This is a genomic window from Streptomyces kaniharaensis, from assembly GCF_009569385.1.
Lineage (GTDB): Bacteria > Actinomycetota > Actinomycetes > Streptomycetales > Streptomycetaceae > Kitasatospora > Kitasatospora kaniharaensis.
In genome coordinates this window covers 18,742-40,326 of the sequence record NZ_WBOF01000010.1, presented here as the reverse complement: position 1 = coordinate 40,326, position 21,585 = coordinate 18,742, and the positions used below count along the sequence as shown (strand labels likewise).

Sequence of the window (21,585 nt, the reverse complement as noted above, 5' to 3'; positions counted from 1 at the left end):
CCATCATGTACAGGACAGCAACCGGGCGCCTGCGGCAACCACGGCCAACGGCCGCGAGCACGGACGTGCGGCAGGCTCGACGGCGCGGCACGCCCGCCCGCGCACGCGGGCCACTGTTACAAGAGGTGATCAGCCACCCGGCCGCCGGCCGTGACGGCAGCCACCGTGGACATGCTGTGAACCGCCCACCGAACCCACCGCGTCGGCGCGGCGCCGACGCACCCGCCCCCACCCCCGCCCGGCCCCGCGCCAGCGGGCCGCGCCTCACCCACCGCAACCACCCACCCCGGGGCGCCGGGCCGGTCGGCCCGACTGCGCCCACCGTGGACACGGTGTGAACCGCCCACCTCGACGGCGGCCAGCCACCCCTCGGCGCGGGCCTGCGCCCCCACCCCCGCCCCCCGCCACGCCCACCATGCACACGGTGCAAACGACCGGGCCCCGCCCTCGACGCCGAGCGTCAGAACGGGGCCCCAACCCACCATGCACACGGTGCAACCTGCCCACCGAACCGGGGCCGGTCGGCCCGACTGCGCCCACCGTGGACACGGTGTGAACCGCCCACCTCGACGGCGGCCAGCCACCCCTCGGCGCGGGCCTGCGCCCCCACCCCCGCCCCCCGCCACACCCACCATGCACACGGTGCAAACGACCGGGCCCCGCCCTCGACGCCGAGCGTCAGAACGGGGCCCCAACCCACCATGCACACGGTGGAGCTGACGGTCAGCCCTCACCTGCCCACTCGGGCTCCGGCTCCTCCCCCGCCCACGCCGAGTCCGCCTCCGGCGGCGACGGAGGCTCCTCCGTACGGGCGGCCGGCACCGCGACCGGGACGGCCTCCGTGGTCGCCTGGGTGGTCTCCGGCTCGTCGTCGTAGGAATCGAACGCCTCGGCCGCGTCGTCGTTCTCGGGCGCGAACTCCGACCCGCACAGCCCGCACAGGATGGCGCCCCTCTTCGTCCCCTTGCCGTAGGTCTTCGGGGTCACCTGCATGCGCCGGGGCTCCGGCGTGCAGCGGCACACGATCGGGTACCGCTTGCCGGAGGTCCGCTTCTTCTTCGGCTCCTCCTCGGCCTGCTCCTGGTCCTCCTGCTTGGAGGGCTCGCCCTCCAGGAACGGCAGTCGAGCAGCCTCCAGCTTCCGGATCGCCGAGGCGTACGCGGCCGCGGTGGCCGGCAGCAGCACAGCGTCAGAGAAGCCGTACGTCTGCGCGGCCCGCTTCGGCGGCTCCAGCCCCACCTCGCGCGCCAGCTCCGCAAACTTCCGGTTGTGCCACCTGAGTCCGTCGCTGCTGCAGTCAACGATCGACCGGGTCACCGCGATGCCGTGCGCGGCCTCGTGCAGCATCGTCTCCAGCACGGCCTCGCCCCCGCGTTCCAACAGCTCACCCGCCACGAACAGCTCCGGCCGGCGGCCGGTGTTCTCCGGGTCGGCCCACTGGTCCGGGGTGAGGTGGCCGTACTTCTGGTACGCCGAGCGCTTCGCCTTGCTCTTCTTCGAGGGCAGGCCGCTGCCGGTGATGACCACGGCGTCCGGCACGTGAGGGTGCCGGGCCTGGATCGCGGCCCACATGGTCTCCAGCGCGGTGATGATCCGGGCCCCCTCGCGGCCCCGCAGGTTCGTCGCCATGCTCGGCATCCTACCTTTCGCACCATGTACACGGTGTGATTCTGGGTCAGTCGGTCCCCCCGGTCCGGAGATCCCTCGACCTCGTAACAGTCCGGCCCTAGGGTGGTGGCCAGCAACAACGCCCCCCGGTCCGCTTCACCGGGGGGCGCCACTGTTACTACGGGAGGAACCGATGCCGGTACAGGGAGGATGCGGTGCCTGCGGGCACCCCCTGCCACCCCACTCGGGGGGCCGCTGCGGCAACTGCGGGGCAACCAACCCCCGCTGAGGGTCGGCGGGTCGCTCCAGCGGCCCGCCACTGCTCCCTGATCAGTACCCGGCCTTCACCAAGGCCATCGCGGCGTTCTCTGCGCCCACCTGGGTATCGAACTCGTCGTCCTCGCCAAGCTCGTTCCACAGAGCAACCAGCGCGGGCTCGATCACCTCGGCGTACCGCTCGACGCGGCCGGTCTCGCGGCCGGACTCCACCACCGGCTGGTCCAGGTCGCGGTGGGTCAGGGTGGTGACGTCGAACTGCGCGGCGGTCAGCCCGGTCTGCAGCAACTCGGCCGTTGCCGCGGCCCTGTGGCGTCCGCCGACGCATCCTACGGCGATGCGAAACACGCTGGTCTCGGCGCCGGGGCCCATGGCGTACGACTGCGCCATGGTGATGGTCGCGGCCACCACCTGCAGGATGCCGGGGGTGGCCTTGACGGCGTCGCGCACCTCCTGGTCCCGGGCGGTGAGGTACCGCAGGGTCGGCGACACGTGGGGGTCCTTGAAGTGCTTGCGGAGGTCCAGGACCAACTCGGCCTCCGGGACGGGGCCGTGCAGGTATCCGAAGCTGATGATCTCGATCTGCATGTGATGCTCCCCTTCGTCACTGGTCCGGACTGCCCGGGCCATGGGGTGGCACGGGCCGAGGCCCGTGCCACCCCACGGTCCGTCAGACCTCCCAAAGTCCGTCCTGCTGCGCTCCCCCGGGCTGGCCCGCCCTGATCGCCTCCCGGATCGCGGCCTCGACCTCGTCGGGCTTCGCCGCCAGGATCGCCTCCCGGATCGCGTCGGCCCGGCCCCTCGGCCCCCGCACGTCAGCGAGCGCGTGCCCGGCCAGCCGCGACCGGGACGCGTAGTCCAGCACGTTGTCCTGCCGGGTGCCCGGCAGCCAATGCCGGGGGTTGCAGCAGCTCGGGCTGTCGCAGGTGTGCCGGATCACGGGGGTGTCGATCAGCGCCTGGTGGCCGTGCTCGACGGCGTACCCGTACTCGTGGGCGCTGACCACCTCGCTCCAGTCCCCGGTGCCGGCGCGGAACTTGCCGTGCCCGGTCGAGCTGATCCCCCCGGTCCAGTACCAGCACTGCCCGTCGCCCCGCCGGAAGACCTTCGCCGTGTACCTCGCACGGCTCGGCGCGTGCCCGACCAGCTCGGCCCACGGCAGGTCCGCCCGGCTTCGCCTCACCGCTCCTCCGAGCAGCTGCAGGCCGGGGTCAGCACCCGGGCCCCGTGCTCGTCCTTCGTCGCGTGGGGGCCGTTGCCCGGGCGGCCACTGCCCCCGCAGCTGGTGCAGGAGGCGTCGGCGGCGGGGTCCAGCCCCCACTCCCGCCCGCACGCCCGGCACCGCGCACAGTCGGCGTAGTCGTCGTGGGTGGTGGAGATCGGATCGCCGTACTCCTCGACGTCCGTGCTGCTGCAGTACGGGCAGGTGATGGTGTACTGCCGGTGCCCGGCCACCAGTTGGGGCCGGCCGCGGTCGCACGCCATGCACGTCCGGTCGGTGATCGCGTTCACGGTCTCGCACGCCACGCACCGCCAGTGCTCGCCGTTCGCGTGCCCGGGCTCCAGCTCCGTACGGGCGCTGGCGTCGGCCTGCTCGGCGTCGTACGGGCCGGCCACCCGGTGCGCGCACCCCCCGCACACCCACCACCCCAGTTCCTGGGCCTGGTAGTCGGGCAGGTCGGGGCTCTGCCACCAGCGCATCCGTTCCCCGCAGGCCGGGCAGTCCCGGCTCTCGTCCGCACGGCCGCCACCGTGGCAGTGCGCGCAGACGCCCGGCTGGTCGGGGTGCTGCTGCTTGAACTGGAGCCGCAACCGGGCCACCGCCTGGCGAACGGCGGCGGCCTCCTCCAGCGACAGCTCGACCGTGAACTGTGGGTGTCCGAGGCCGCCGGCGGTGGTCAGCGTTACGGTGCCGCCGCGGTTGTCCTGGCCCATCGGGAACTCCTCCACCAGCCGCTCGACCTCGGCGGCCAGCAGCTCGGCGCCCTGGCTCATGTCCTTGAAGATGCTCACGCGCTCGCCTTCTCGTCGTTGTCCGTGCTGCTTCACGGCCTGCCGGGACATCCTGTCCCGCTTGGCCTCCCCAGCGCCAAGCACAGGGGGTTTCCGCGTCACCACCCTAACTCTTGAAGTCTTGAAGTTCAAGACTGCTTACAGGAGGTGGGCGACGCGCCCGTCTCCGACTGCGGCCCCGGGCGCCCACAACATCCACCATGCACACGGTGCGGACGACCGGGACCCGCCCTCGACGCCGAGCGTCCGGACGGCCTCGAAGTGTCCGGGTTTCGGCCATGCTCTGCGGGCCCCGCTGGCGATCGACGCTCGTGGGCATGTATCAACGGGGCGTCAGGTACGGCGGCAGCAGGTAGGGAGTGGGCAGATGGTGGGCTGGTTGGGACGGACCCCCGCTCAGGGCTCCCGCCGTGCCGTACGGGCCCGGGCCCTGAGCTACCTCCGGCAGCAGGGAAAGGCCGGCCCCCGCTTGCGCGACGCGCTGCCGGGCTTCGTGGTGAGCGCGGCGGTCTTCGTCCTGCCGCTCCTGGTGCTGTGGTGGCTGTACGCCGTGCTCGGCCTGGTCGGGGTCCTCGTCGTCCTGGTGCTCGTCGTCGCCCTGGTCGTCGTCGTCCGCCGGCGCCGGGCGGTGATAGCGCGGCGCCGCTCCGGCCTCTACGCCGCTGCCGACCTGCGGGCCCTGGCCGATGAGCACGCGCTGGCCCGGGCCGCGAGTCGGATGCTGCGGCGCGACGGCTGGCGGGTGAAGTCGGCTCCCTGGCAGGGCACTCCGCGGCTGATGGCGCGCGACGGCGACGGCCGCACGCTGGAGGTGACGGTGCGGCCGGTCAACGAAGTAGGAGAGGCGACCCCGGCGCCGGCGCCGCTGCGGCGGGCGGGGACCGAGGGCTTCGGCGGCGTCCTGCGCCTGGTCGTCAGCCTCGGCCGGTACTCCCGGCAGGACGTCCTGTGGGCCTCGCGGCAGGGCGGGGTGTACCTGCTCGACGGCCAGCAGCTGGAGATGTGGGGAGCGGGCACGGACCTTGTGCAGCTCGTCGGCCCGCTCCCGCTGCCCCGGCACCGGGACGTCGGCGACGGCCGCGAACCGGGGCAGAACCTCGGGTAGGACGACTGTTACTCCTCGATCCTCTGCCAGCCCAGCCACTTGGTGAAGATCGGGTCCAGCAGGCGGTCCCACCACACCCGGCGCGGCTCGACCGGCGCGGTCGGCTCGGGAACGGCGGCGGCCGGGACCGGTTCGGCCGCCGGCCTCGTGCGGTACTGCAGGTACTCCTGACGCACGTACGGCCGGGAGGCGCCGGAGGAGTGCCACTCGTCGGCGAACGGCGGGTGCTTGCCGGTCGACGTGCCCAGGCTGTCGTCCGTCTCCCGCAGAATCCAGGCCGCGGCCATGGCCTCGCGCCCCAGCAGCTCGTCCTCGGGGAACTCCAGCGCGTGCAGGTCCAGCACCACCGCCTGCAGCAGCCGCACCTCGCGGTCGTTGCGCCAGTCGTCCAGCTCGTCCATCATCCGCTCGATCCGCAGGTCCAGCTCGACGGCGTCCGGCTCGTCCGCGTAGGCGACCACGGGCAGCGGGGCGTCGAACACCTCGGGCGGCAACGGCACGTAGGGGGTGGGGGCCATGGACTCCTCCTCGGCGTCACGGTGACGGGCACCCGACCGTACGCCCCCGCACTGACACCGGCCCTGGCCTCGAACCGGAGCGGGCCAGCGGGGCAGCAAGCTATCGCGTAAGTCAGCCTTACGGCCGCCCCACGCAGTCCACCGCGCCGGGGGCCACGGTGGAGGAGTCCGCGCCGGGGGGCACGTCCGGGTGGCCTGGTCCGAAGGCGGGTGCGCGGGCTCGCGCTCCGGCCGTACCCTGGCGCCACCAGCGATCCCGCAGCAGGGAGACAGCCATGCCAGAACTGCCACCGTCCCTGACGACCGGCCAGCGAATCCAGCGCCTGCGGAAGGCGCGAGGGATCAGCCGGGAGGCGCTGGCCGGACTCGTCGGCCGAAGCGCTGGCTGGCTCAAGGCCGTGGAAAACGGGAGGCTCCTTCCCCCGCGGCTGCCCATGCTGGTGCGGCTCGCCGAGCACCTGCAGGTCGACGACCTGGCGGAGCTGACCGGAGCCTTCCCGCTGCCGGTCGCGCTGTTCACCGGCCGCGAGCACCCGGCGCTCACCGCCGTACGGCGCTCGATCGACGCGGCCTCGCTCGCCGTCGCGGACGGGCCCCCGCAGCACCTCGACTACGTCGCGGCCGCGCTGGAGGCGGGCTGGGCGGCACGCGATTCCCGGGGCGACCACCGCACCGCGCTGGGCCAGCTCTTGCCCGGCCTGGTCGGCGACGTCGCGGCGGCGGCCGCGCACCCGGAGGTCGCCGACCGGCGGCGGGCTCAGGTGTTGTACGCGAGTGTGCTCAACCTGGTGCAGATGTTCAGCGCCTACCAGTCGGACGGGAACTTGGTCTGGAGGGTCGCCGAGCGGTCGCTGGCGACGGCCCGGGCCACCGGGGACCTTGCCGCGGTCGGACAGAGCGCCTGGTTCTTGGTTCAGGCGCTTCGGGAGTCCGGCCAGTGGGACTCCGCGCAGGTCCTGACGGAGGAGACGCTGAGGGTCCTCGACCCGCACCGGGCCAACTCGCCTGCCCTGGCGGCGGCCTGGGCGGGAATGGCCTGGCACGCGGCTATCACGCACGCCCGGGCCGGGGAGTCCGGCGACGCTTGGCGGTGGGCGGACCGGGCGGAGGCGGTGGCCCGAACCCTGCCGGCCACCTGGTGGTCCTCCCCCACCTCCGCCTCGCTCACCGCCGTGCCGATCCACGCCGTCACGGTCGCGGTGGAACTGCGGCAGGTGGGCACGGCGTTGGCCTGGGCCGACCGGATCGACCCCCGGCAGATCCCCGCCCGGCCCCGGCGCTCGCGCCACCTGGTGGAGGTCGCTCGTGCTCACCAACTGCGAGGCGAGCACGCCCGGACGGCGGAGCTGCTGACGGAGGCGGTGGAGGCGGCCAGCGAGACGCCGCGATGGAACGGGGAGACCCACCAGCTCGTCCGGGGCCTGCTCGACGGCCCGGCCACAGTCCGGCCGGCGGCCCGCTCGCTCGCCGAGGCGGTCGGCATCGCCGCCTAGTTCTTCATACCGGAGTAGGGGGCACAGACCGTGCCCCCTACTGCTGTCCGGGCTCCCTACGGTGCCGGGATGGCACCCCTCGCACCCTCGCACATGTCCGGCACCGACTCGGAGGCGTACCGCCTCGCCATCCTGGCGTCCGAGCGCCTGCGAGTCTCCCTCGCCCGGCACCGGCTCGACCTCCCCGGCGTCCGGGGCGACCACCCCTCCGGCGCCGGCGAACCGATGGTCGAACTCGGCCGGGCCTCGGCCACCGTGGTTCACGCGGTCGCTGACCTCCTCGACCGGCTGCCCCTCGACGGCAGAGAGGCGGCGACGGAGTGAGTCTCCACAACGGCGAACGCGCCGTTCACGAATTCGAGCGGCACCCGCGCGACGGCGAGCGGGTCCTGGACGCGGCCACCGGGCAGGTGGGCATCATCGACGGTCAGGAAGTCCTGCGGTCCACCTGGACCGACAAGCCCGTGGACCGCCGGGTCTGGCTCGTCCCGCCCGGCGGCGGCCACCAGTGGCCGGCGGACCCCGGCCACCTCTCCCCCGCCCCCGACCCGACCTGACACCCCGTCACCAGAACCGCCCCTGACCTGCACCGGGTCCGGGGCGGTTATAGATTCTCGACCCCAGATGAGGCCACGGGGGCACCTCGACCGGCACGCCGTCGTTGCCACTGCATGACCCCTGAATCACCAACGTGTCCGCGCTGCCTCGGCCTCCTCGCCCAGTTCGACGGGGACGTGGGGGCCCTCTCCCGGGTCGCCCCGGCTCGGCGGATCACAATCTGCGGCGTCTGCGGCGCGGACGAGTCGGTGAAGGCTGCCCACGGGCTCACGCTGGCCCCGCCGGAGGACTGGCCGGTGCCGGTGGAGTCCCTGGTGGTCTGGCCAACTGGCGTGCCCAGTACGTGACCTGGGCGGCCCGCTGCCGTTGGGCAGGGCATGGCTGACACCTGGATGAACAAGCACTTGGACCGCCCACTGCCCCGGCTGCTGCACGCGGGCGAGCGGCGTGGGACGGAGCTGGAGGACTGCAAGGCGGAGGTGGCCCGGGTGGTCGCGCTGGCGGAGGAGTGGCTGGAAGCCCCGGCCACGGAGGCGTACGGCCGGGAGGTCTTCCGGGCCCTCAACGGCGACCGAGGCTGACGGTGGAGGAGTACGCGGGTAGCGGCCGGCACCGGAGGCCGCCGGAGCCGATCCCGGAGCGGGAACCGATCGTGTGGGAGTGCACCTGTCGGTCGTGCGACCCGGAGGAGTGGCCGAAGTGCCTGATGCTGCCCGATCCGCCGGACCGGCAAGCGCTGGAGGCGGAGTGGGCACGGCTGGCGGCTCTTCCACCAGCCCGGCACCGCAAGCCCCGTCTGGAAGATCCGGCGCCGGAGGGCACGGTATCCCTGCACGAGTGGCGCCGACGACGCGCTGTTAAAGCCGATCTCCAACGCCTCTGACACTGCGAAGCGGGGCCGCACCAACACCCTGGTGCGGCCCCGCTTCGCGCTGGTCTCAGGCCGTCCGGCGCTCGACGGCGGCGGCCCGCTCGGCGACGGCGGCCGCGGCGCTGTCCCGGCCGAGATCCTGCAGGACCCGGGCCAGCCGCTCGCCGAGCACGGCCAACTCCCCCTCGCTGTCAGGGACCTGGCGCCAGCAGGCGAGGGCGTTACGGGCGGCCAGCTGCACGGCGGCGGCCTGGTCCTCGACGCCGAACCGCAACCGGTGCTCGGCGGTGGCGGTCCACCGCTCGGCGGCCCGAACGACGTCGGCGGCGGCAACCGCCACGGTCGCCTGAACCTCCAGCACGTCCCCCATCTCCGCCGAGAGGTACCCGGCGCTTCGCAGCACACCGCGCTCCCACTGCGCGGCCAGCTCGGCGGCGGCCTGGTGGTGCCCGTCGTGCATCGCCTCCGCAATGGCCGGCCGCAGGTCCACCGGCGCCGGGGCGGGCGCGCGGTTCGGCATCGGCGGAGGCAGCAACTCGGGTCGGGGCCGGGGCACCTCGACCTCGACCGGCGGAGGCGGGGCCAGCACCACGGTGCCCGGCGCCAGCCCGGCCTGCGCGGCCGCGACCGGGTGAAGGTCGGCCAGCCGCTGCCCGGACGGGCCGCTCCGCAGCAGCTGGGCCAGTTGCACGGTGTAGGCCGGCGGCTGCCACGGGCCTCGGCGGGCCGGCGGGGCGACGACGCCGTACCGCTCGACGGCGTCCGGCAGCTGCAGGTCCTCGTCCCGCATCGGCAGGCAGCTCGGGTCGGCAATCACGTCCAGGACCAGCGCGGTCGACCCCGGCGCCCGGCTGGCGAGGGCCTGCGCGACCCACGTCCACGGCAGCGCGGTGTTGCGGATCGTGCTTTCCACGGTCTTCGCCAACGCGACGTGCACCCGGTGCTGGCGGTGGTCCCGAGTCAGCTGCCCGCACACGTAAACCAGCAGCGGCCCGGCGGCGGCCGCGGCCTCCTGCAGCCGGGCGAGCACGGCCTGGGGCTCCCCCGGGTCGACCAGCTGCACCACGTCCACCGGGCCGTCCCAGCCCTGCAGCAGCCGCTCGGCCGGCACGCTGCCGAGCGTGCTCGCCCCGTGCTCGGGGTCCAGCAGCCGGCGTCGACTCGTCCTCGGCGCCGCGGCCAGCAGCAGGACCCGCCCTCTCTTACCGGTGCTGGGGGTGGGGGTGGTCGTCATGGGGTCACCGTAGCCAGACGTGCTCACACCAATCTCTCCTTTTCCCTGGTCAGTTGGGGGTGTTTCCGTATCGGGGGCAGACAAACCGAACGGCCATTCGGCCGTATTCGTCCCGGCTTCGCCGGGGCTGTGATGAGCTGTGGGGCCCGATCCGGCTTACGCGGTGCCAACCGGCTCACCTTGTTGGGGGTGGGCCGGATCGGGCCCCACAGCGCGGATAAGGGCCCTTCGGGGCTGCTTTTTTGGAGTACCGCTCCCCCGGCCTCATTGCTGTTCGGGGGTTGCCTTACCGGCTCCGGGTGCCCTGAGTCCGGGGGAGCGGTGACCCCCCCTGACGAACATGACAGAGGTCCCCACGGGGTTCTGCCTGCTCGTCAGAGGGGGTCATTCGCGTCATGTTGCTGAGGTCGTGCCTTCCGGTACGCCCGTCACCGTCTTCGCTTCAGACCGGGCTGCGGGGATTACTCGCGCCCTGGGACCGGGATGTGCTGGCAGCTCGGGAGGTCGCGTCTCCGCCCGGTCCGCCCGGGCTTCGGCTGGGGTCCACCTTGTTCGCCCCGCGGTTACCCACGAGGCAAGGCCGAACTGGCTGTCAGCTCCATTTGCCTGTTGCTCCGCCGGCGCTCTCCCTCCGCTCAGGGGGTGGGGTGAGCTGCCTCCGCCGTGCCTTCTCTACCTCCCGGGGGCTACCGGGGTCGGTTCTTTGGTAACCCGGTCCGTTCTCCTACCGGGGACTCTTTCCGGACTCCCCGCCGTCGTCAGGGCGGGGCCACGGGCCGGTTTCCGGGGACCGGTCTCCCTTTGGCATATCAACGACACCCGCCCGCCATGGCGGGGCGCGTCCTGCTGCGACGTGGGCGGGCAGGACGGGCGGACCCCGTGGCGGACGGTCGGCGCCGGCGGCCGCGAGGCGGCGGGCGGCGGAGCTGCTGGCCTGGCCGATAACCGGCGTGTCGGCACGCGGGCATGGTGGGCAGACCGGGCGGCGGACGGCTATAGTCGTCTCCCGGTAGTGAGTACGCCAGAAGGGCGCACTCGGCCAGCTCTTCGACCCGGTCCCAAAGGTTGGCGCCCCAGGCGGGTCTAGAGCGAATAAGCGAATACGTGGTAGGCGGTCTGAGCCTCGATCACCCGGCTGGAACCCGGGACGGTCTGAGGCTCTTTTCGCATGCTCTCGATAGGTCTCCAAGATCACTTCGTGTAAGCCATCTCGGAGTTTTTCACATCGGCGACGTTTCGTGTCGGGGTCAACACGCCCGGGCCGGAAAGTCGTACGGATTATCCCGGTATGTCACCTCACCGGGACTCACAGCGACGCTCCAGCACCATCCTTCGGCGGCTGACCGGCCTTCACGGACCCGGTGGCCCGGGCCTTGATCGCCGGAAACGATCATACCTCACAAGTCTTGAAGTTCAAGACTTGTGAGGTATGGAGTGTGGTGGCTTCGCCTACAGCGAAGGCTCGGGCCTGGCGTCCCACCGGGCGGCGGCCTCGGCGCCGCGGGCGATGATGGCGGCAGTGAGGGAGTCGACGGGGCCGGGGCCGGTCTCGCTCTGCTGGTAGCGGCCCCTCAGTTCGGGGTCCAGGGCCGGGTGCTCGCCGTACCAGAGGTACCCGTGCCGGAGCGGGTACTCCATCAGCTCGTCGCAGAGGTAGTACTCGGCGCGGGCTCGGTCCTCGGCGCTGCCGCCGGCCGCGACGGCGGAGAAGGTCTGTCCGGCGTGGACCACGCCGGCGTCGTCGGGGTCGGCGGTCCGCAGCTCCTGCAGCCGGACGTCGGCGGCTGCGCAATCGGCGGCGAAAGCCTCGTCGGGGACCAGGCCGACCTCGGTCCCGTACATGATCCTCTTCAACCGGCTGCCCGGGTACTCGATCAGCGCGGCCTTGCTCCAGTCAGGCGTGATCTCCTCCCAGGGGGTCAGGGGCTCGTGGTGCGACGACGTGCTCATGGGGTGAACCTCTCGTCTCGATGTTGACGGACTGCTGGTCAGCGGCCAGCTTCCTCGTGGGTGGTGGCCAGTTCGGCGCGAATCTCGGCGGCCTTCGCGCGGGCGCCGGCGGCAAGTTCCGCGGACTCCGGCCGGTTCTGCTCGGCTGCGATGCGGTCCAGCAGTGCAGCCTTGCGGTCTAGCAGGCGGGCGCGCTCCTCGCCCTGGACCCGGTGGGGGTTCCGCGTCGCGTGGCTGATGGCGTCCAGGACGTTGCCCAACTCGTCCATCAGCGTCAACTCCGGGAGGTTGCGGCTGATCGCGCGCTGGCCCAGCCCGTGCTCGGCGGCCCACGCGTCCAGGCGCCGGATGGAGTCGGTGGGCTGGTATGCGGCCTCGTGCAGTCGCTGCGACGCGAGTGCGCGGGGCCGGTCGGCGGGCGGCGGAATGATCGGTTCGACCAGGCCCAGCTTCCACTCGGACTCGGCCTCGGCGTACCGAGTGTGGGCGGACTGGCGGGTGATGCCGCCGACCGCCTCGCCGATGTCCTCCCAGCTGGTGTGGTTCTCGCGGGCCCACACCACGGCGGCCTTCAACACGGCCTCGGCCATGTTCACCAGGTTGAGCGCTTCGCCGATCACGTCGTACGGCTCTTCGCGCTGGTCGGTCCGCACCAGGTTCAGGGCCGAGCGCGCGGCCTCGGCGGCGTCTTCGGAGAGCACGACCCGGGCCAGCGCCTTGCGCGAGTAGCCGTGCCGGTCGTCGGGGTTGAACTCCGTCTTCGTCTGCTCCGTCATGATGTCAGTCTATCACTGACACACGAATCTTGTCAGAGAAAGGCTGACATGACCCGGGTTTTCGGCGGCGGCCCGGGCGGCGCTTGCCGCACTCCTCCTCCCGGCTCGGGGTGGTCCCCTCGGCGGACGGCCTCTCGGTGGGGGCGCGCCCTGGTGGGGGCCTAGGGACCGGGCGCCGCCGGGCGCCCGGCCCGGGGGGAAGTTTCTGGTGGTCGTCGCCCCCCGGGCGGCGGCCGGCGGAAAGTTCTCCCCGGGTTGCCCTGGGCCTCCGCCGGGGTGTGCCAGGGTGCGGAGGGCGTCTGGCGAGGGGGCCGCACCGGGCCACCCCCACCCACCCCGCCACCAACGGCGGGCAAGGCCCGGCACCCTCCCCCTGGGTCCTCTTGGTTGGGCGGCCCGCCGGAGGCTCGTCGGTGACCTCGGCCGGGCACGGAGTTGACGCCGCGTACGGTCCGGGCCCGGCAGTCGTGCCAGGCTGGGGGCATGAGCGACAAGACCTGTGAGCCGGACGTCATGGGCGCGGTGGGGACCGCGCTCGGGTCCTGGCTGTCGTCCGTCCCGCCGACTGCGGAGACCGTGCTGGAGTGCCTGCGGGCGGCGGAGGCCGGGACCACCGGGCAGGCCCGGGCGATGTGGGGGTTCGCGGCGCTGAACTGGGAGGCCGCGCTGAACGCGGACGGTGGTCGGCCGAGCGGGGCGGAACTTCGGGCCGTCGCGCTGGAGTACGCCCAGTTCGCCGCCCGGGAGCACGGCGCCGTCCCCGGGGCGGTGCGCTGATGGCGGACCAGCCCGAGCGTCCTGTTCGCCGGCCGCTGCACACCGGCCCCCGGGCGGCCGCCGTCCCGAAGTGGTGGGCAGCGCGGACGGCGTCGCCCGGTCTGGCGGTCGAGCAGCTGCCGCTGGCAGCTCCTGCCGGGCCGGACGTCCTGGGGCCGGGGGAGCACGCGGGCCGGCGCCCGCTCGGCGACGGACCGGGCTCTCCCCCGGCGAACTGATCCGGCGTCGCCCGGCGGGTGCGCGGGGGCGGCTCGTTGTCAAGTCGGAAACGTGAACCGAACGTGAATCGGCCCGGCAGCGGCACCCCTACGCTGGCGCCATGACGACGGTTACTCAGCCCTCCACCGTGCTCTCCGCCGTGGCAACTGCGGTTGGCTCCACCGGGGTTACCGGTGACGGCGCCTACGTGCACACCCTGAGGGACGGGAGCGTGGGGGCCTGCCTGGTCGACGGCATCGGACACTCGGAGCAGATCACCGCGCGGGCCGCGCTGCTGGCAGAGGTCGGCGCGCGGCTCGCGGGAACGAAGGGGCCACTGCACGGGCTGCTGACCGCCGCGGAGCTGATCGCGGACCCGGGCCCGGACGACAACCCCGAGGAGGACGCGGTGGCGGTCGCCGCCGTTGCCCACCCTGACCGGGCGGGGATCGCGCTGGCCTGGACCGGGGACTGCGCGGCCTGGAGCTACGACCCGGCGACGGACACGGTGGAACGGCTGACGACGGACCACACCATGGGCGAATTCTTGCGTACCGTTCACCCGGGCGGCCCGCCGGCCCGGGCCCGACACCACGACGACTGGGTGCGGGTGAGCCTGGCCCGCTCCTCCATCGCCACGGTCAGGGAGACGGAGACCACCGCTCCACTGGTGGTGCTGGCCAGCGACGGCATCACCAAGACACTCGGCGAGCGGCGCCTGGCCACGCTGCTGTCCTCACACGGCAGCACCAACGGCTCGCCGCAGCGCATCGCGGACAGCCTGCTGCAGGCCGCGATGCTGTGCGCCGCCGACCTCGGCGGCGAACGTGACGACGCGACGGTGATTGTCCTCAACCTCTCCAGCCCGGCCGCTGAATGCGCGCCGCCCGAGACAGCCAGCTGACCAGCACGCCGGTCAGGTGACCCGGGAGGCGTCCCGGCCACGGGGCGCCGGCCCCCGGCGGCGGCCCGCCGCGTTCCTCCCCTTGTCGTCACCCTGGTTCAGCCCCACGCCTGCCCCGGCCGCGTAGTTCCCTTACGGCGCCGCCGGGTTCGGCACGGACGGCCAGCGCGGCTGCGGGCCTTGGCCTGCGTCAGAGTCACCCGTCCGGGTGGGACGGCCGCGCACCCGCCCCCGGCCCGCTGGTGGGTGCGCTACGCTGCGGCACGCAGCCCTGGTGCTGTGGGCCCGGCTCGTGGCCCGGTGCGTTCGGCCCAGACCGGACGCGTTCGCCGTAGGTGCTCCGCGCCGAGCCGCCTTCTCCACCGCATCGCCTTCGCTGGCCTCGCTCTTGAGCGGCCGGTGAGTCTGGGATCACCGCACCGCGGAAAGAGCTTGAGATGCCGAAGGACCACGCGCGCAAGAAGGCGCTGGCGAACCTCAAGACCAACCTGGGGATCAAGCACGCCTGCGCCGTCGCGCTCCTCGACCACCCCGACCCGGCAGAACGCGACCTCCTGGAGGAGTACCTGGAGACGTACACCGACGTCACCACGTACCGGGAGGCGGTCGACTACCTGCGTCAGCAGCAGAACGACCCGCGCAACCAACTCCTGTGCGAGCGGTGCGGGTGGACGGTCGGGATGATCTGCCCGGAATGCTCTGGCTGCGGGTGCGTCTACGGGTGCACCGGCTGGCGGCACGACGAGTGGGCGCACGAAGAAGACCGCATCGACCCGGTCGGCTGCCCGGACTGCGGCGCCGGATGCGGCGAGAACCCTTACGCGGAGTGCTGCTGCTGGGACGACGACGAAGAGGACGAAGCGGCGTGACCACGGTCGCGGCCGCCGTCGACGCCGTCCGGCGGGGCCTGGTGGTGTTCAAGCTCCCCGCCGGCGGCCGCGTCCCGGAACGCGGCTGGCACAAGCGCTGCCTGGCCACCCCGGAGGCGGTGGAACGGGACTGGACCGGCGGCGCCAACATCGGGGTGGCCTGCCGGGCGGCCGGGGTGGTCGGCCTGGACCTCGACGTCAAGGACGGCAGCGACGGCGCCGCCACCCTGCACGCGCTGTGCGCCTGGCTGGGGCACGACTGGCCGGACACCCTCACCGTGCGCACGCCCTCCGGCGGCCAGCACCTCTACTTCCGCGCGCCCACCGGCAGGGTGATCGCCTCGACGTCCGGGGGCCGCTCCGGGCTCGGGCCCGGGATCGACGTCCGAGGGCCCGGCCTCCGCTGCGGCGGGTACCTGATCGGCCCCGGGTCCGTCGTCAACCACACCCCCTACGTCATCACCCGCGATATCCCGCTCCAGCCGCTGCCCGGCTGGCTGACCGACCAGCTCGACCCGAACGGAGAGAAGTCCCGTGAACAACAACGCCTTTGACCAGATGGCGGCCGCCGGAAGCCTGCTCGGCATCGCCATGCAGATCCCGGACGTCACGATCGAACTCGCCGACGTCCTCGACCAGTACGACGGCGACGCGCGCCGTGCGGCCCGGCACCGGGGGCTCCTGCGGACGTGGACCGACGCGGCTCCGGAGACCCGCTCGGCGCTCCTGCTGAACATGGCCTGGCACTCCCGGGAGGCGCCGCTGAACGCGGGCGACAGCACGGCCGGGCTGTACGCCACCGACCTGCACGAGTACGCGCGTACCCACGCCGGGGACTCCGAGTCGTTCCACGGCCGGGGCTTCCCCGCGATGCCGCTGCCCGGGCAGGCCGGCGCGCTCGCCTCCAGCCTCGGCTTCGACCGGGATGACCTGGAGATCAGCCTGGAGACGGTGCTGATCCTGCAGGCGCTGGTCCGCCGGCTGCAGTCCGAGCGCCCGGTGGCCGAAAGCTCGTAACTGGCCGTCATGGTGTCCTCGCGCTGTGCTCTCCTGGTCTCGGCCGGATCGTCCGGACGCAGACCGAGGGAGGCAACGTGGCGGGCAGGGGTGGGGCGGGGTCGAGCGCGGCCCGGATGGGCCAGCAGCAGCGGGCGGCCGAACGGAGGGCCCGGCAGGGCCTGGCGGGCAAGGTGCTGCCGGCGGCCGCGGTCGGGGTGCTGGTGCTCTGGGCGGCGCTCGGGGCGGCGGGGCTGGTGCTCGGCCTGGTCCTGCTCGCCGGGGCGGGCTGGAAGCTGTTCCGGCCGGCGGGGGCCTCCTCCTGGTCGAAGGGGGCGGCGGGCGAGCGGCGGACCGCCGACCTGATGCGGGCCCTGGAGAAGGACGGGTGGATCGCCCTGCACGACCGGGCGGTACCCGGGTCCAAGGCCAACCTGGACCACCTGCTGATCAGCCCCCGGGGCGAAGTCGCGTACGTGGACAGCAAGTCCTGGACGTCCTCGAAGTCGAAGCTGCGGCTGCAGGACGGCGAACTCTGGTACGGCCGGTACCCGCAGACCAGGGCCCTGCAGACGGTCGCCTGGGAGGCGGGGCAGGCGTCCCGGCTCTTGGGCGTCCCGGTGACGGCCTACGTCGCGGTGCACGGCGCCGCCGTCCCGTACGGGCAGCTCCACCTGCAGGACGTCACCGTGATGAACGCCAAGACCCTGGTGCGGCACCTGCGCAACCGGGCGCCGGCGCCGGGTCCGGCCGGGGCCATCCCCCACCAGCTCGCCCGCCGGGCGGAACAACTCCTCCCACCCGCTGCCTGATTGTCGACCTGTCGACGCGAAGGGGCCCGGACACCATGGTGTCCGGGCCCCTTCGTCTTGGCTGCCTCGCGGCTGCCTCCTGGGTCAGCGGGTGCGGCCTCCGGGCTCCAGCGCCTCGGCGGCGGCCGCGCCGGCGGCCCGGTAGCCCGCGGCCGGCCAGTCCAGCACGACCTCGCCGGGCTCCTTCACCACCTGGTCGCGCTCGTCCCACGCGGTGCAGTGGCTGCGGGTGGCGCCGTCCTCGGTGCCGATGATGGTGATCTGCCAGACCGGCCACTGGGTGCTCGGGCGCGGTCCCGGGTCGATCGCCAGCACGTCGTACTCGTAGCCGTTCCGGGTGCGGTACCGGCCGCCGACCTTGCGCGGGCCGATCTGCTCGGCCACCCACTGCTCGTACGTCGGCTCGGGGCCGCAGCTCCGGCAGTTCGGGTCGTCGCAGAACTCCACGCTGTGGTCCATGGGCTGGGGGGCCATCCCCCAGTGCTCCCGGCACCCCTGGCAGTCCTGTCCCCGGATGCCGTCCTCGCCGTGGTGCGGGCACGCCCAGAACCCTGCGGGGCACTCCTGGCTCTGCGGGTGCTCCTCCTCGTGGTAGGGGCACCACCAGCCGCGTTCCTCTTCCTGTCCCATCCCGGTCTCCTCCCGAATCGTGGTGTCCGGCAGAGCCGAACTGGTCAGCGTACGCCGCTTGTTCACCGCTGGTGGCCGATCCGCAGCAACGCGGCCAGCCACCCGACGAACCGCGCCCACCACCCGGTCGTGCTCGCCTCGACGGCGGCCGGCACCGGGGCCGCGCTCGGCTCCGCCAGTTCGGCGGCGACGGCCGCTCCCTCCAACTCGTCGGCCAGCTCGGTGGTAGCGGCCTCGCGCTCGGCGGCGTCGGCCCGGCGCTCGGCATCGGCCTGCACCCGCCGGTACTCCGAGGCCATGGCCTGCGGCCAGTCTTCGGGACCGACCGGCAGCACCTCGACCAGCCGGGCCCACCCGCGCTCCTCCGCCAGCTGCCACGGCTCCTCCGGGTACTCCAGAGCCTCGAAGCACTCGACCCGCTCGCCCGGGGCCAGCCCCACCACGGTGGTGAACCGCCAGCGGTGGCGGTCGACTTCGACCGCCCACCCGCCGTCCGGGGAGGTCCACGACCCGTAGTGGTGACGGGAGTAGCCGCCGTGGACCTCCCCCCGCAGCATCTCGGCGACCAGCCCCTGCTGCCACGCCTGGGCCGCGCCGACGCTCGGGAACGGGAACCAGCGGCTGGCCTGGTCACCGAACCACGGCTCCCGGATGACGCCGAACGCGGACACCCTGCCGACCGTGCCGAAGGTGGTGGACACCACCTGGGTGCGCTCGCCCCGGTACGGGAGCGTGGACAGCACGGTGCCCTCGTTGATGGCCCGGGCCATCTCCTTGTCGCCGCTGAACTGCCTGTACGCCAGATCGCCCCGGTACCGGTGTTCGGTGTTCGTCGTCACGGTGTCCTCCTCCTCGTTGCGGCACGCCACGCGGCGTACTCCTGACGGACGTAGGCCCGGCCGCCCTCGGCCAGGTCCCACTCGGGCGAGCGCGGACCGTACGGCCCGGCCTGCCCGTCCCAGACGTGGTCATGGGCCTGCAGCCGGTCGGCGGCGTGGGCGGCCGCCCGCTCGGCGCCTTCGCGCAGTTCGCCGGGCAGCTCGGCCTGCAGGGCGATCCGGTCGCGGACGGCGGCCCACCGCAGCAGGTGCTCCCGGTGCTCGGCCTGCCCGTACTCCGTCTCGACCGCGGCCCGCTCGACCTCGACCTGAGCGCGGATCAGCGTCTCCAGCTCGTCCCCGATCCCGGGGGCGCCGGCGTACGCGCTCTCGGGCGGCGGCCCGTCGAAGGCGTACAGCGGCGCCGAGGCGGCGGCCGGGGAGGGGCCGGGGGCGGCCTGCCCGGCAGCGCGGTGCTGCCACACCCGGGCAAGGCCGGCGGCCGTCACGACCGCGATGATCGACGCTCCCCACACGCTCACGCGCGCTCCCCTCCGGCCGTCGCACGCTTCGCCCCCGTCATCATCGCGGCCGGACGGGCGGCGCCGAGGGCTTTCGGCTCGGACACCGCCTCCAGCAGCTGGACGTCGCCGCTGACGTCCTGGCCGTCCATCACGTCCAGCGCCCGGCGGGCGATCCACGCCTGCTCCAGCTGGCCGAGGCGGTCGGCCACTTCCACCGCGCCGGTGACCCGCATCGCGGTGGTGGTGATCTCCGTCTGGCTCCGCAGCGACTGCATCCGGAACTCGTGCCGGTGCTCGGCCGCGCGGGCGTTCGCAGCGCGCCAGTGCGGGGCGGCCAGCGCGTACACGGCGGCGGTGGACAGCACCCACATCAGCAGGGCCAGCGGCCACGACGGGGTGTAGGCGGCGACGGCGGTCAGCGCGAGGGAGGCGGACGCGCCGTAGGCGGTGGCGGTGATCTCGCCGTGTCCGTTCTTGCCGAGCGCCGAGACGGTGCCGGCCGCCGCGCTCAGCCCGGACAGCGTGCCCATCAGCACAGCGTCGCCGACGTCCTGGACGGCGCCCTGCTCGTTCCAGATCCGGGCGAGGATCAGCACGGTCGTCGTGGTCAGCACGGGCAGGATGCGGGCGCTGTAGCGGCTGAGCACCCACCGGGCCGCGCTCATCATCTGCGGCAGCTCGGGCTCGACGGGGGCCTGCGGCAGGGGACGCTTGGCGTGCGCCAGCAGCCAGTCCGGGATGCCGCCGCTGGTGGGCTGGCTCGGGTTCATCGGCTGATCTCCATCTCTTGGGCTGCATCGGGAAGTTGGGGCCCGGGCTCCTCGGCCCGGGCCAGTAGGTCCTGCTCGTCCTGCTGGCGGCGCATCATCTGGTCGACGCTCGCCTGTACTTCGTCGACGCTCGCCTGCAGCTCGGCCGCGCTCGGCGCTGCGGGCAGCGGGGGGCGGGTGCGCTCGGCGGCCCCCGGCGGGTACCACTCCGGCCCGTTGGGGCCGTGGACGGTCAGTTCCCCGGGGTTGGCGGTCCCGGCGGGGCTGGGGCCGATCTCGGCGACGATTCGGCCCCGGTAGATCACCGCCCCGGAGTCGGCGACCTGGAAGGCCCGGCTGGTGCCGGCCTGACCGGGCGGGATGGTCTGGGCGGGGGTGAGCGGGGTCCGGCAGATCCGCTGTCCGTCGATCGCCAGCCCCTGGTGGTCGAGCACGACCTGGTGGCCGGACCTCTCGATCACCAGACGCGGCTCCCCGTCCCTCCAGCTCACGGCCGGTCCGGTGCCGGGCCGGGGTCCGACTCGGCGGCGGCCAGCAGCTCGTGGACGGCCTGCGGGGGCAGGCACCGCAGTGCCCGGCGCCGGGCGGGGGCCGGCTTCTTCACCGGGGGGTCCTCGGCCGCGACGTCGTCCACGGAGAACAGCAGCAACTGCTCGCCGACGAACGGGATGACGGTGCGCTTCACTCGCACCACCGCCAGCTGGTCAGCTCATACATCTCGTCCAGCACGGTCAGCCGGATCTCGCGCTCCTGCCCGGCCTCGTCGGCGACCAGCGCGGCGGGCGGGCAGGAGCGGCGCTCGACCAGCTCCAGCGTCCGGCCGCGCGGCCAGTCGGCCGGGGCGTCGAACTCCGGGCGGAGGGTCCAGAGCTGGCCGGGGCTGGCGATCAGGGTGACGTCCCCCTCGGCGAGCCGCCGGCGGACCTCGCGGCGGGCCTGGAGGGCGCCGAGGCGGTCCTGGATCATCAGCTCGCCGGTACGGAGGTGGCGCCAGCGGCCCTCCTCGTACGTGGTCAGCAGCGTCTCCAGCGCGATGGGGGTCATGCCCACACCTGCCGACCGTGGCGCCGGTGCCGGATCAGGTGCAGCGGCACCCGGGCCAGTTCGGCGCTGATCAGCGCCGTGCCGACCAGCACGGCGAGGGGCCGGGCCCGCAGCCACAGAACGGCGGGGACCAGGACCACCGCGTACCCGGCGGCGGCGGAGAGGCCGGTGCCGGAGGCGGTGGCGGAGTGGGTGAGCGCGGCGACGACGCCGAGCACGGCGGCGAGCATGGCCGTCATGGCGATGACCTGCTGGCGGGGCTGGAGCGCGGTCTGAACGATGGTGAAGCGGTACATGGCAACCTCCGAGGCTGCCCGCCGGGCGGTTGGTGCCGCCCGGCGGGCTGGGTGAGCGGGCGGGCGGATCAGTACCGGTCGCCGACGCCGGGGGCGGTCGCGCCGCCCCAGCTGCCGGCGGCCTCGTTGCCGTGGCTGATCGCGCCGCCCAGCTGCCCGGTGACGCCGGTCGAGTTGGCGCCGGAGCTGGCCTGGTGGTCGCGGTAGTCCTGCTGGCACTGCTGCAGCAGGCTCTGGCCGGTCGTCGTCTGCTCGCTCATCGGGCCATCACCTGGGCCTCGGGGGCGTCGACGGCGCTGAGGGAGCACACCGGGCAGGCGACGCTGACAAGCGCGCCGTCCCGCTGGACCGTGGCCCGGCCGGACCCGGCGCACTTCGGGCAGGCGCGGCCGGCGGGCCGGATACGGCCCAGGATGAGCACGCCGCGGCCGTCCTGGTGCGGGCGGGGGTTGACCACCGTGAGGCGGTGCTGGGGGGGCCTGAGAGACTGGGACATGACTGGTCCTCCATGAGGGATCGGTCCATGCCTGCGGAGCGGTGACACG

At 73.5% G+C, this 21,585-nt stretch carries 30 protein-coding genes; 12 read left to right on the top strand and 18 right to left on the bottom strand.

Annotated features, from left to right (window positions below; translation table 11 throughout):
- Positions 1-723 precede the first annotated feature (723 nt).
- From F7Q99_RS39210 to F7Q99_RS39195, 4 genes are all read right to left on the bottom strand, one after another.
- The gene (locus F7Q99_RS39210) at positions 724-1,629 is read right to left on the bottom strand and encodes a hypothetical protein (protein WP_153472019.1); all 906 of its coding nucleotides are present in this window, start codon (positions 1,627-1,629) and stop codon (positions 724-726) included.
- A 309-nt stretch (positions 1,630-1,938) separates the two neighbouring features.
- Positions 1,939-2,472: a RapZ C-terminal domain-containing protein gene (locus F7Q99_RS39205; RefSeq protein ID WP_407697921.1), complete on the bottom strand. Its 534-nt coding sequence runs from the start codon at positions 2,470-2,472 to the stop codon at positions 1,939-1,941.
- A gap of 82 nt (positions 2,473-2,554) precedes the next feature.
- Entirely contained in the window at positions 2,555-3,067 is a 513-nt protein-coding gene (locus tag F7Q99_RS39200; protein WP_326847578.1) for a hypothetical protein, read from the bottom strand.
- Entirely contained in the window at positions 3,064-3,897 is an 834-nt protein-coding gene (locus F7Q99_RS39195; RefSeq protein ID WP_153472117.1) for a hypothetical protein, read from the bottom strand. The genes F7Q99_RS39200 and F7Q99_RS39195 overlap by 4 nt, the downstream gene beginning before the upstream one ends.
- A 367-nt stretch (positions 3,898-4,264) precedes the next feature.
- On the opposite strand from F7Q99_RS39195, the gene F7Q99_RS39190 reads away from it, so the two are divergent.
- On the top strand, positions 4,265-5,002 hold the full coding sequence (locus F7Q99_RS39190; RefSeq protein WP_195911435.1) for a hypothetical protein: 738 nt from the start codon (positions 4,265-4,267) through the stop codon (positions 5,000-5,002).
- An 8-nt stretch (positions 5,003-5,010) separates the two neighbouring features.
- Here F7Q99_RS39190 and F7Q99_RS39185 read toward each other — a convergent pair whose 3' ends face one another.
- Positions 5,011-5,520, bottom strand: coding sequence for a hypothetical protein (locus F7Q99_RS39185; protein ID WP_153472114.1), 510 nt, complete (start codon positions 5,518-5,520; stop codon positions 5,011-5,013).
- A gap of 275 nt (positions 5,521-5,795) precedes the next feature.
- On the opposite strand from F7Q99_RS39185, the gene F7Q99_RS39180 reads away from it, so the two are divergent.
- The 4 genes from F7Q99_RS39180 to F7Q99_RS39165 all read left to right on the top strand — a co-directional run bounded on the left by F7Q99_RS39180 (position 5,796) and on the right by F7Q99_RS39165 (position 8,152).
- A complete protein-coding gene (locus F7Q99_RS39180) occupies positions 5,796-7,013 on the top strand; it encodes a helix-turn-helix domain-containing protein (RefSeq protein ID WP_153472111.1) in 1,218 nt (405 codons plus the stop codon).
- A gap of 69 nt (positions 7,014-7,082) precedes the next feature.
- Positions 7,083-7,337, top strand: coding sequence for a hypothetical protein (locus F7Q99_RS39175; RefSeq protein ID WP_153472108.1), 255 nt, complete (start codon positions 7,083-7,085; stop codon positions 7,335-7,337).
- The gene (locus F7Q99_RS39170; RefSeq protein WP_153472105.1) at positions 7,334-7,570 is read left to right on the top strand and encodes a hypothetical protein; all 237 of its coding nucleotides are present in this window, start codon (positions 7,334-7,336) and stop codon (positions 7,568-7,570) included. The genes F7Q99_RS39175 and F7Q99_RS39170 overlap by 4 nt, the downstream gene beginning before the upstream one ends.
- A 378-nt stretch (positions 7,571-7,948) precedes the next feature.
- Positions 7,949-8,152: a hypothetical protein gene (locus F7Q99_RS39165; protein WP_153472102.1), complete on the top strand. Its 204-nt coding sequence runs from the start codon at positions 7,949-7,951 to the stop codon at positions 8,150-8,152.
- A gap of 357 nt (positions 8,153-8,509) precedes the next feature.
- Here F7Q99_RS39165 and F7Q99_RS39160 read toward each other — a convergent pair whose 3' ends face one another.
- The 3 genes from F7Q99_RS39160 to F7Q99_RS39150 form a co-directional block, all read right to left on the bottom strand.
- Positions 8,510-9,676, bottom strand: a complete 1,167-nt coding sequence (locus F7Q99_RS39160) for a hypothetical protein (RefSeq protein WP_153472099.1) — start codon at positions 9,674-9,676, stop codon at positions 8,510-8,512.
- 1,449 nt (positions 9,677-11,125) lie between these two features.
- The gene (locus tag F7Q99_RS39155) at positions 11,126-11,626 is read right to left on the bottom strand and encodes a hypothetical protein (protein WP_153472096.1); all 501 of its coding nucleotides are present in this window, start codon (positions 11,624-11,626) and stop codon (positions 11,126-11,128) included.
- Between the two features lie 38 nt (positions 11,627-11,664).
- Complete coding sequence (locus F7Q99_RS39150; RefSeq protein ID WP_153472093.1) at positions 11,665-12,402, bottom strand: hypothetical protein; 738 nt, start codon at positions 12,400-12,402, stop codon at positions 11,665-11,667.
- 483 nt (positions 12,403-12,885) lie between these two features.
- Between F7Q99_RS39150 and F7Q99_RS39145 the strand changes: the two genes are divergently transcribed.
- The 7 genes from F7Q99_RS39145 (at position 12,886) to F7Q99_RS42325 (ending at position 16,958) form a co-directional block, all read left to right on the top strand.
- Complete coding sequence (locus F7Q99_RS39145; RefSeq protein ID WP_153472090.1) at positions 12,886-13,179, top strand: hypothetical protein; 294 nt, start codon at positions 12,886-12,888, stop codon at positions 13,177-13,179.
- Positions 13,179-13,397, top strand: coding sequence for a hypothetical protein (locus F7Q99_RS39140; RefSeq protein WP_153472087.1), 219 nt, complete (start codon positions 13,179-13,181; stop codon positions 13,395-13,397). Before F7Q99_RS39145 ends, F7Q99_RS39140 begins: the two co-directional genes overlap by 1 nt.
- A 101-nt stretch (positions 13,398-13,498) precedes the next feature.
- Positions 13,499-14,281: a PP2C family serine/threonine-protein phosphatase gene (locus tag F7Q99_RS39135; RefSeq protein WP_153472084.1), complete on the top strand. Its 783-nt coding sequence runs from the start codon at positions 13,499-13,501 to the stop codon at positions 14,279-14,281.
- 437 nt (positions 14,282-14,718) lie between these two features.
- A complete protein-coding gene (locus F7Q99_RS40700) occupies positions 14,719-15,150 on the top strand; it encodes a hypothetical protein (protein ID WP_195911434.1) in 432 nt (143 codons plus the stop codon).
- Positions 15,147-15,704 (top strand): bifunctional DNA primase/polymerase, encoded by a 558-nt coding sequence (locus tag F7Q99_RS39130; RefSeq protein ID WP_195911433.1) that lies wholly within the window; start codon positions 15,147-15,149, stop codon positions 15,702-15,704. Before F7Q99_RS40700 ends, F7Q99_RS39130 begins: the two co-directional genes overlap by 4 nt.
- A complete protein-coding gene (locus F7Q99_RS39125) occupies positions 15,685-16,167 on the top strand; it encodes a hypothetical protein (RefSeq protein ID WP_153472078.1) in 483 nt (160 codons plus the stop codon). Before F7Q99_RS39130 ends, F7Q99_RS39125 begins: the two co-directional genes overlap by 20 nt.
- A gap of 77 nt (positions 16,168-16,244) precedes the next feature.
- A complete protein-coding gene (locus F7Q99_RS42325; protein ID WP_153472075.1) occupies positions 16,245-16,958 on the top strand; it encodes a nuclease-related domain-containing protein in 714 nt (237 codons plus the stop codon).
- A gap of 84 nt (positions 16,959-17,042) precedes the next feature.
- Here F7Q99_RS42325 and F7Q99_RS39115 read toward each other — a convergent pair whose 3' ends face one another.
- The 10 genes from F7Q99_RS39115 to F7Q99_RS39070 form a co-directional block, all read right to left on the bottom strand.
- The gene (locus tag F7Q99_RS39115; protein WP_153472072.1) at positions 17,043-17,588 is read right to left on the bottom strand and encodes a hypothetical protein; all 546 of its coding nucleotides are present in this window, start codon (positions 17,586-17,588) and stop codon (positions 17,043-17,045) included.
- A 62-nt stretch (positions 17,589-17,650) separates the two neighbouring features.
- Positions 17,651-18,427: a hypothetical protein gene (locus tag F7Q99_RS39110; protein ID WP_153472069.1), complete on the bottom strand. Its 777-nt coding sequence runs from the start codon at positions 18,425-18,427 to the stop codon at positions 17,651-17,653.
- Positions 18,424-18,948, bottom strand: coding sequence for a hypothetical protein (locus tag F7Q99_RS39105; RefSeq protein ID WP_153472067.1), 525 nt, complete (start codon positions 18,946-18,948; stop codon positions 18,424-18,426). Before F7Q99_RS39105 ends, F7Q99_RS39110 begins: the two co-directional genes overlap by 4 nt.
- Positions 18,945-19,700, bottom strand: coding sequence for a hypothetical protein (locus F7Q99_RS39100; protein ID WP_153472064.1), 756 nt, complete (start codon positions 19,698-19,700; stop codon positions 18,945-18,947). Before F7Q99_RS39100 ends, F7Q99_RS39105 begins: the two co-directional genes overlap by 4 nt.
- A complete protein-coding gene (locus F7Q99_RS39095) occupies positions 19,697-20,161 on the bottom strand; it encodes a hypothetical protein (protein ID WP_153472061.1) in 465 nt (154 codons plus the stop codon). The genes F7Q99_RS39100 and F7Q99_RS39095 overlap by 4 nt, the downstream gene beginning before the upstream one ends.
- 26 nt (positions 20,162-20,187) lie before the next feature.
- Complete coding sequence (locus tag F7Q99_RS39090; RefSeq protein WP_153472058.1) at positions 20,188-20,385, bottom strand: hypothetical protein; 198 nt, start codon at positions 20,383-20,385, stop codon at positions 20,188-20,190.
- Entirely contained in the window at positions 20,382-20,744 is a 363-nt protein-coding gene (locus tag F7Q99_RS39085) for a hypothetical protein (RefSeq protein ID WP_153472055.1), read from the bottom strand. Before F7Q99_RS39085 ends, F7Q99_RS39090 begins: the two co-directional genes overlap by 4 nt.
- Positions 20,741-21,040, bottom strand: a complete 300-nt coding sequence (locus F7Q99_RS39080; RefSeq protein ID WP_153472052.1) for a hypothetical protein — start codon at positions 21,038-21,040, stop codon at positions 20,741-20,743. The genes F7Q99_RS39085 and F7Q99_RS39080 overlap by 4 nt, the downstream gene beginning before the upstream one ends.
- Before the next feature lie 68 nt (positions 21,041-21,108).
- Entirely contained in the window at positions 21,109-21,300 is a 192-nt protein-coding gene (locus F7Q99_RS39075; RefSeq protein WP_153472049.1) for a hypothetical protein, read from the bottom strand.
- The gene (locus F7Q99_RS39070; protein WP_153472046.1) at positions 21,297-21,536 is read right to left on the bottom strand and encodes a hypothetical protein; all 240 of its coding nucleotides are present in this window, start codon (positions 21,534-21,536) and stop codon (positions 21,297-21,299) included. The genes F7Q99_RS39075 and F7Q99_RS39070 overlap by 4 nt, the downstream gene beginning before the upstream one ends.
- Between the last annotated feature and the right edge of the window lie 49 nt (positions 21,537-21,585).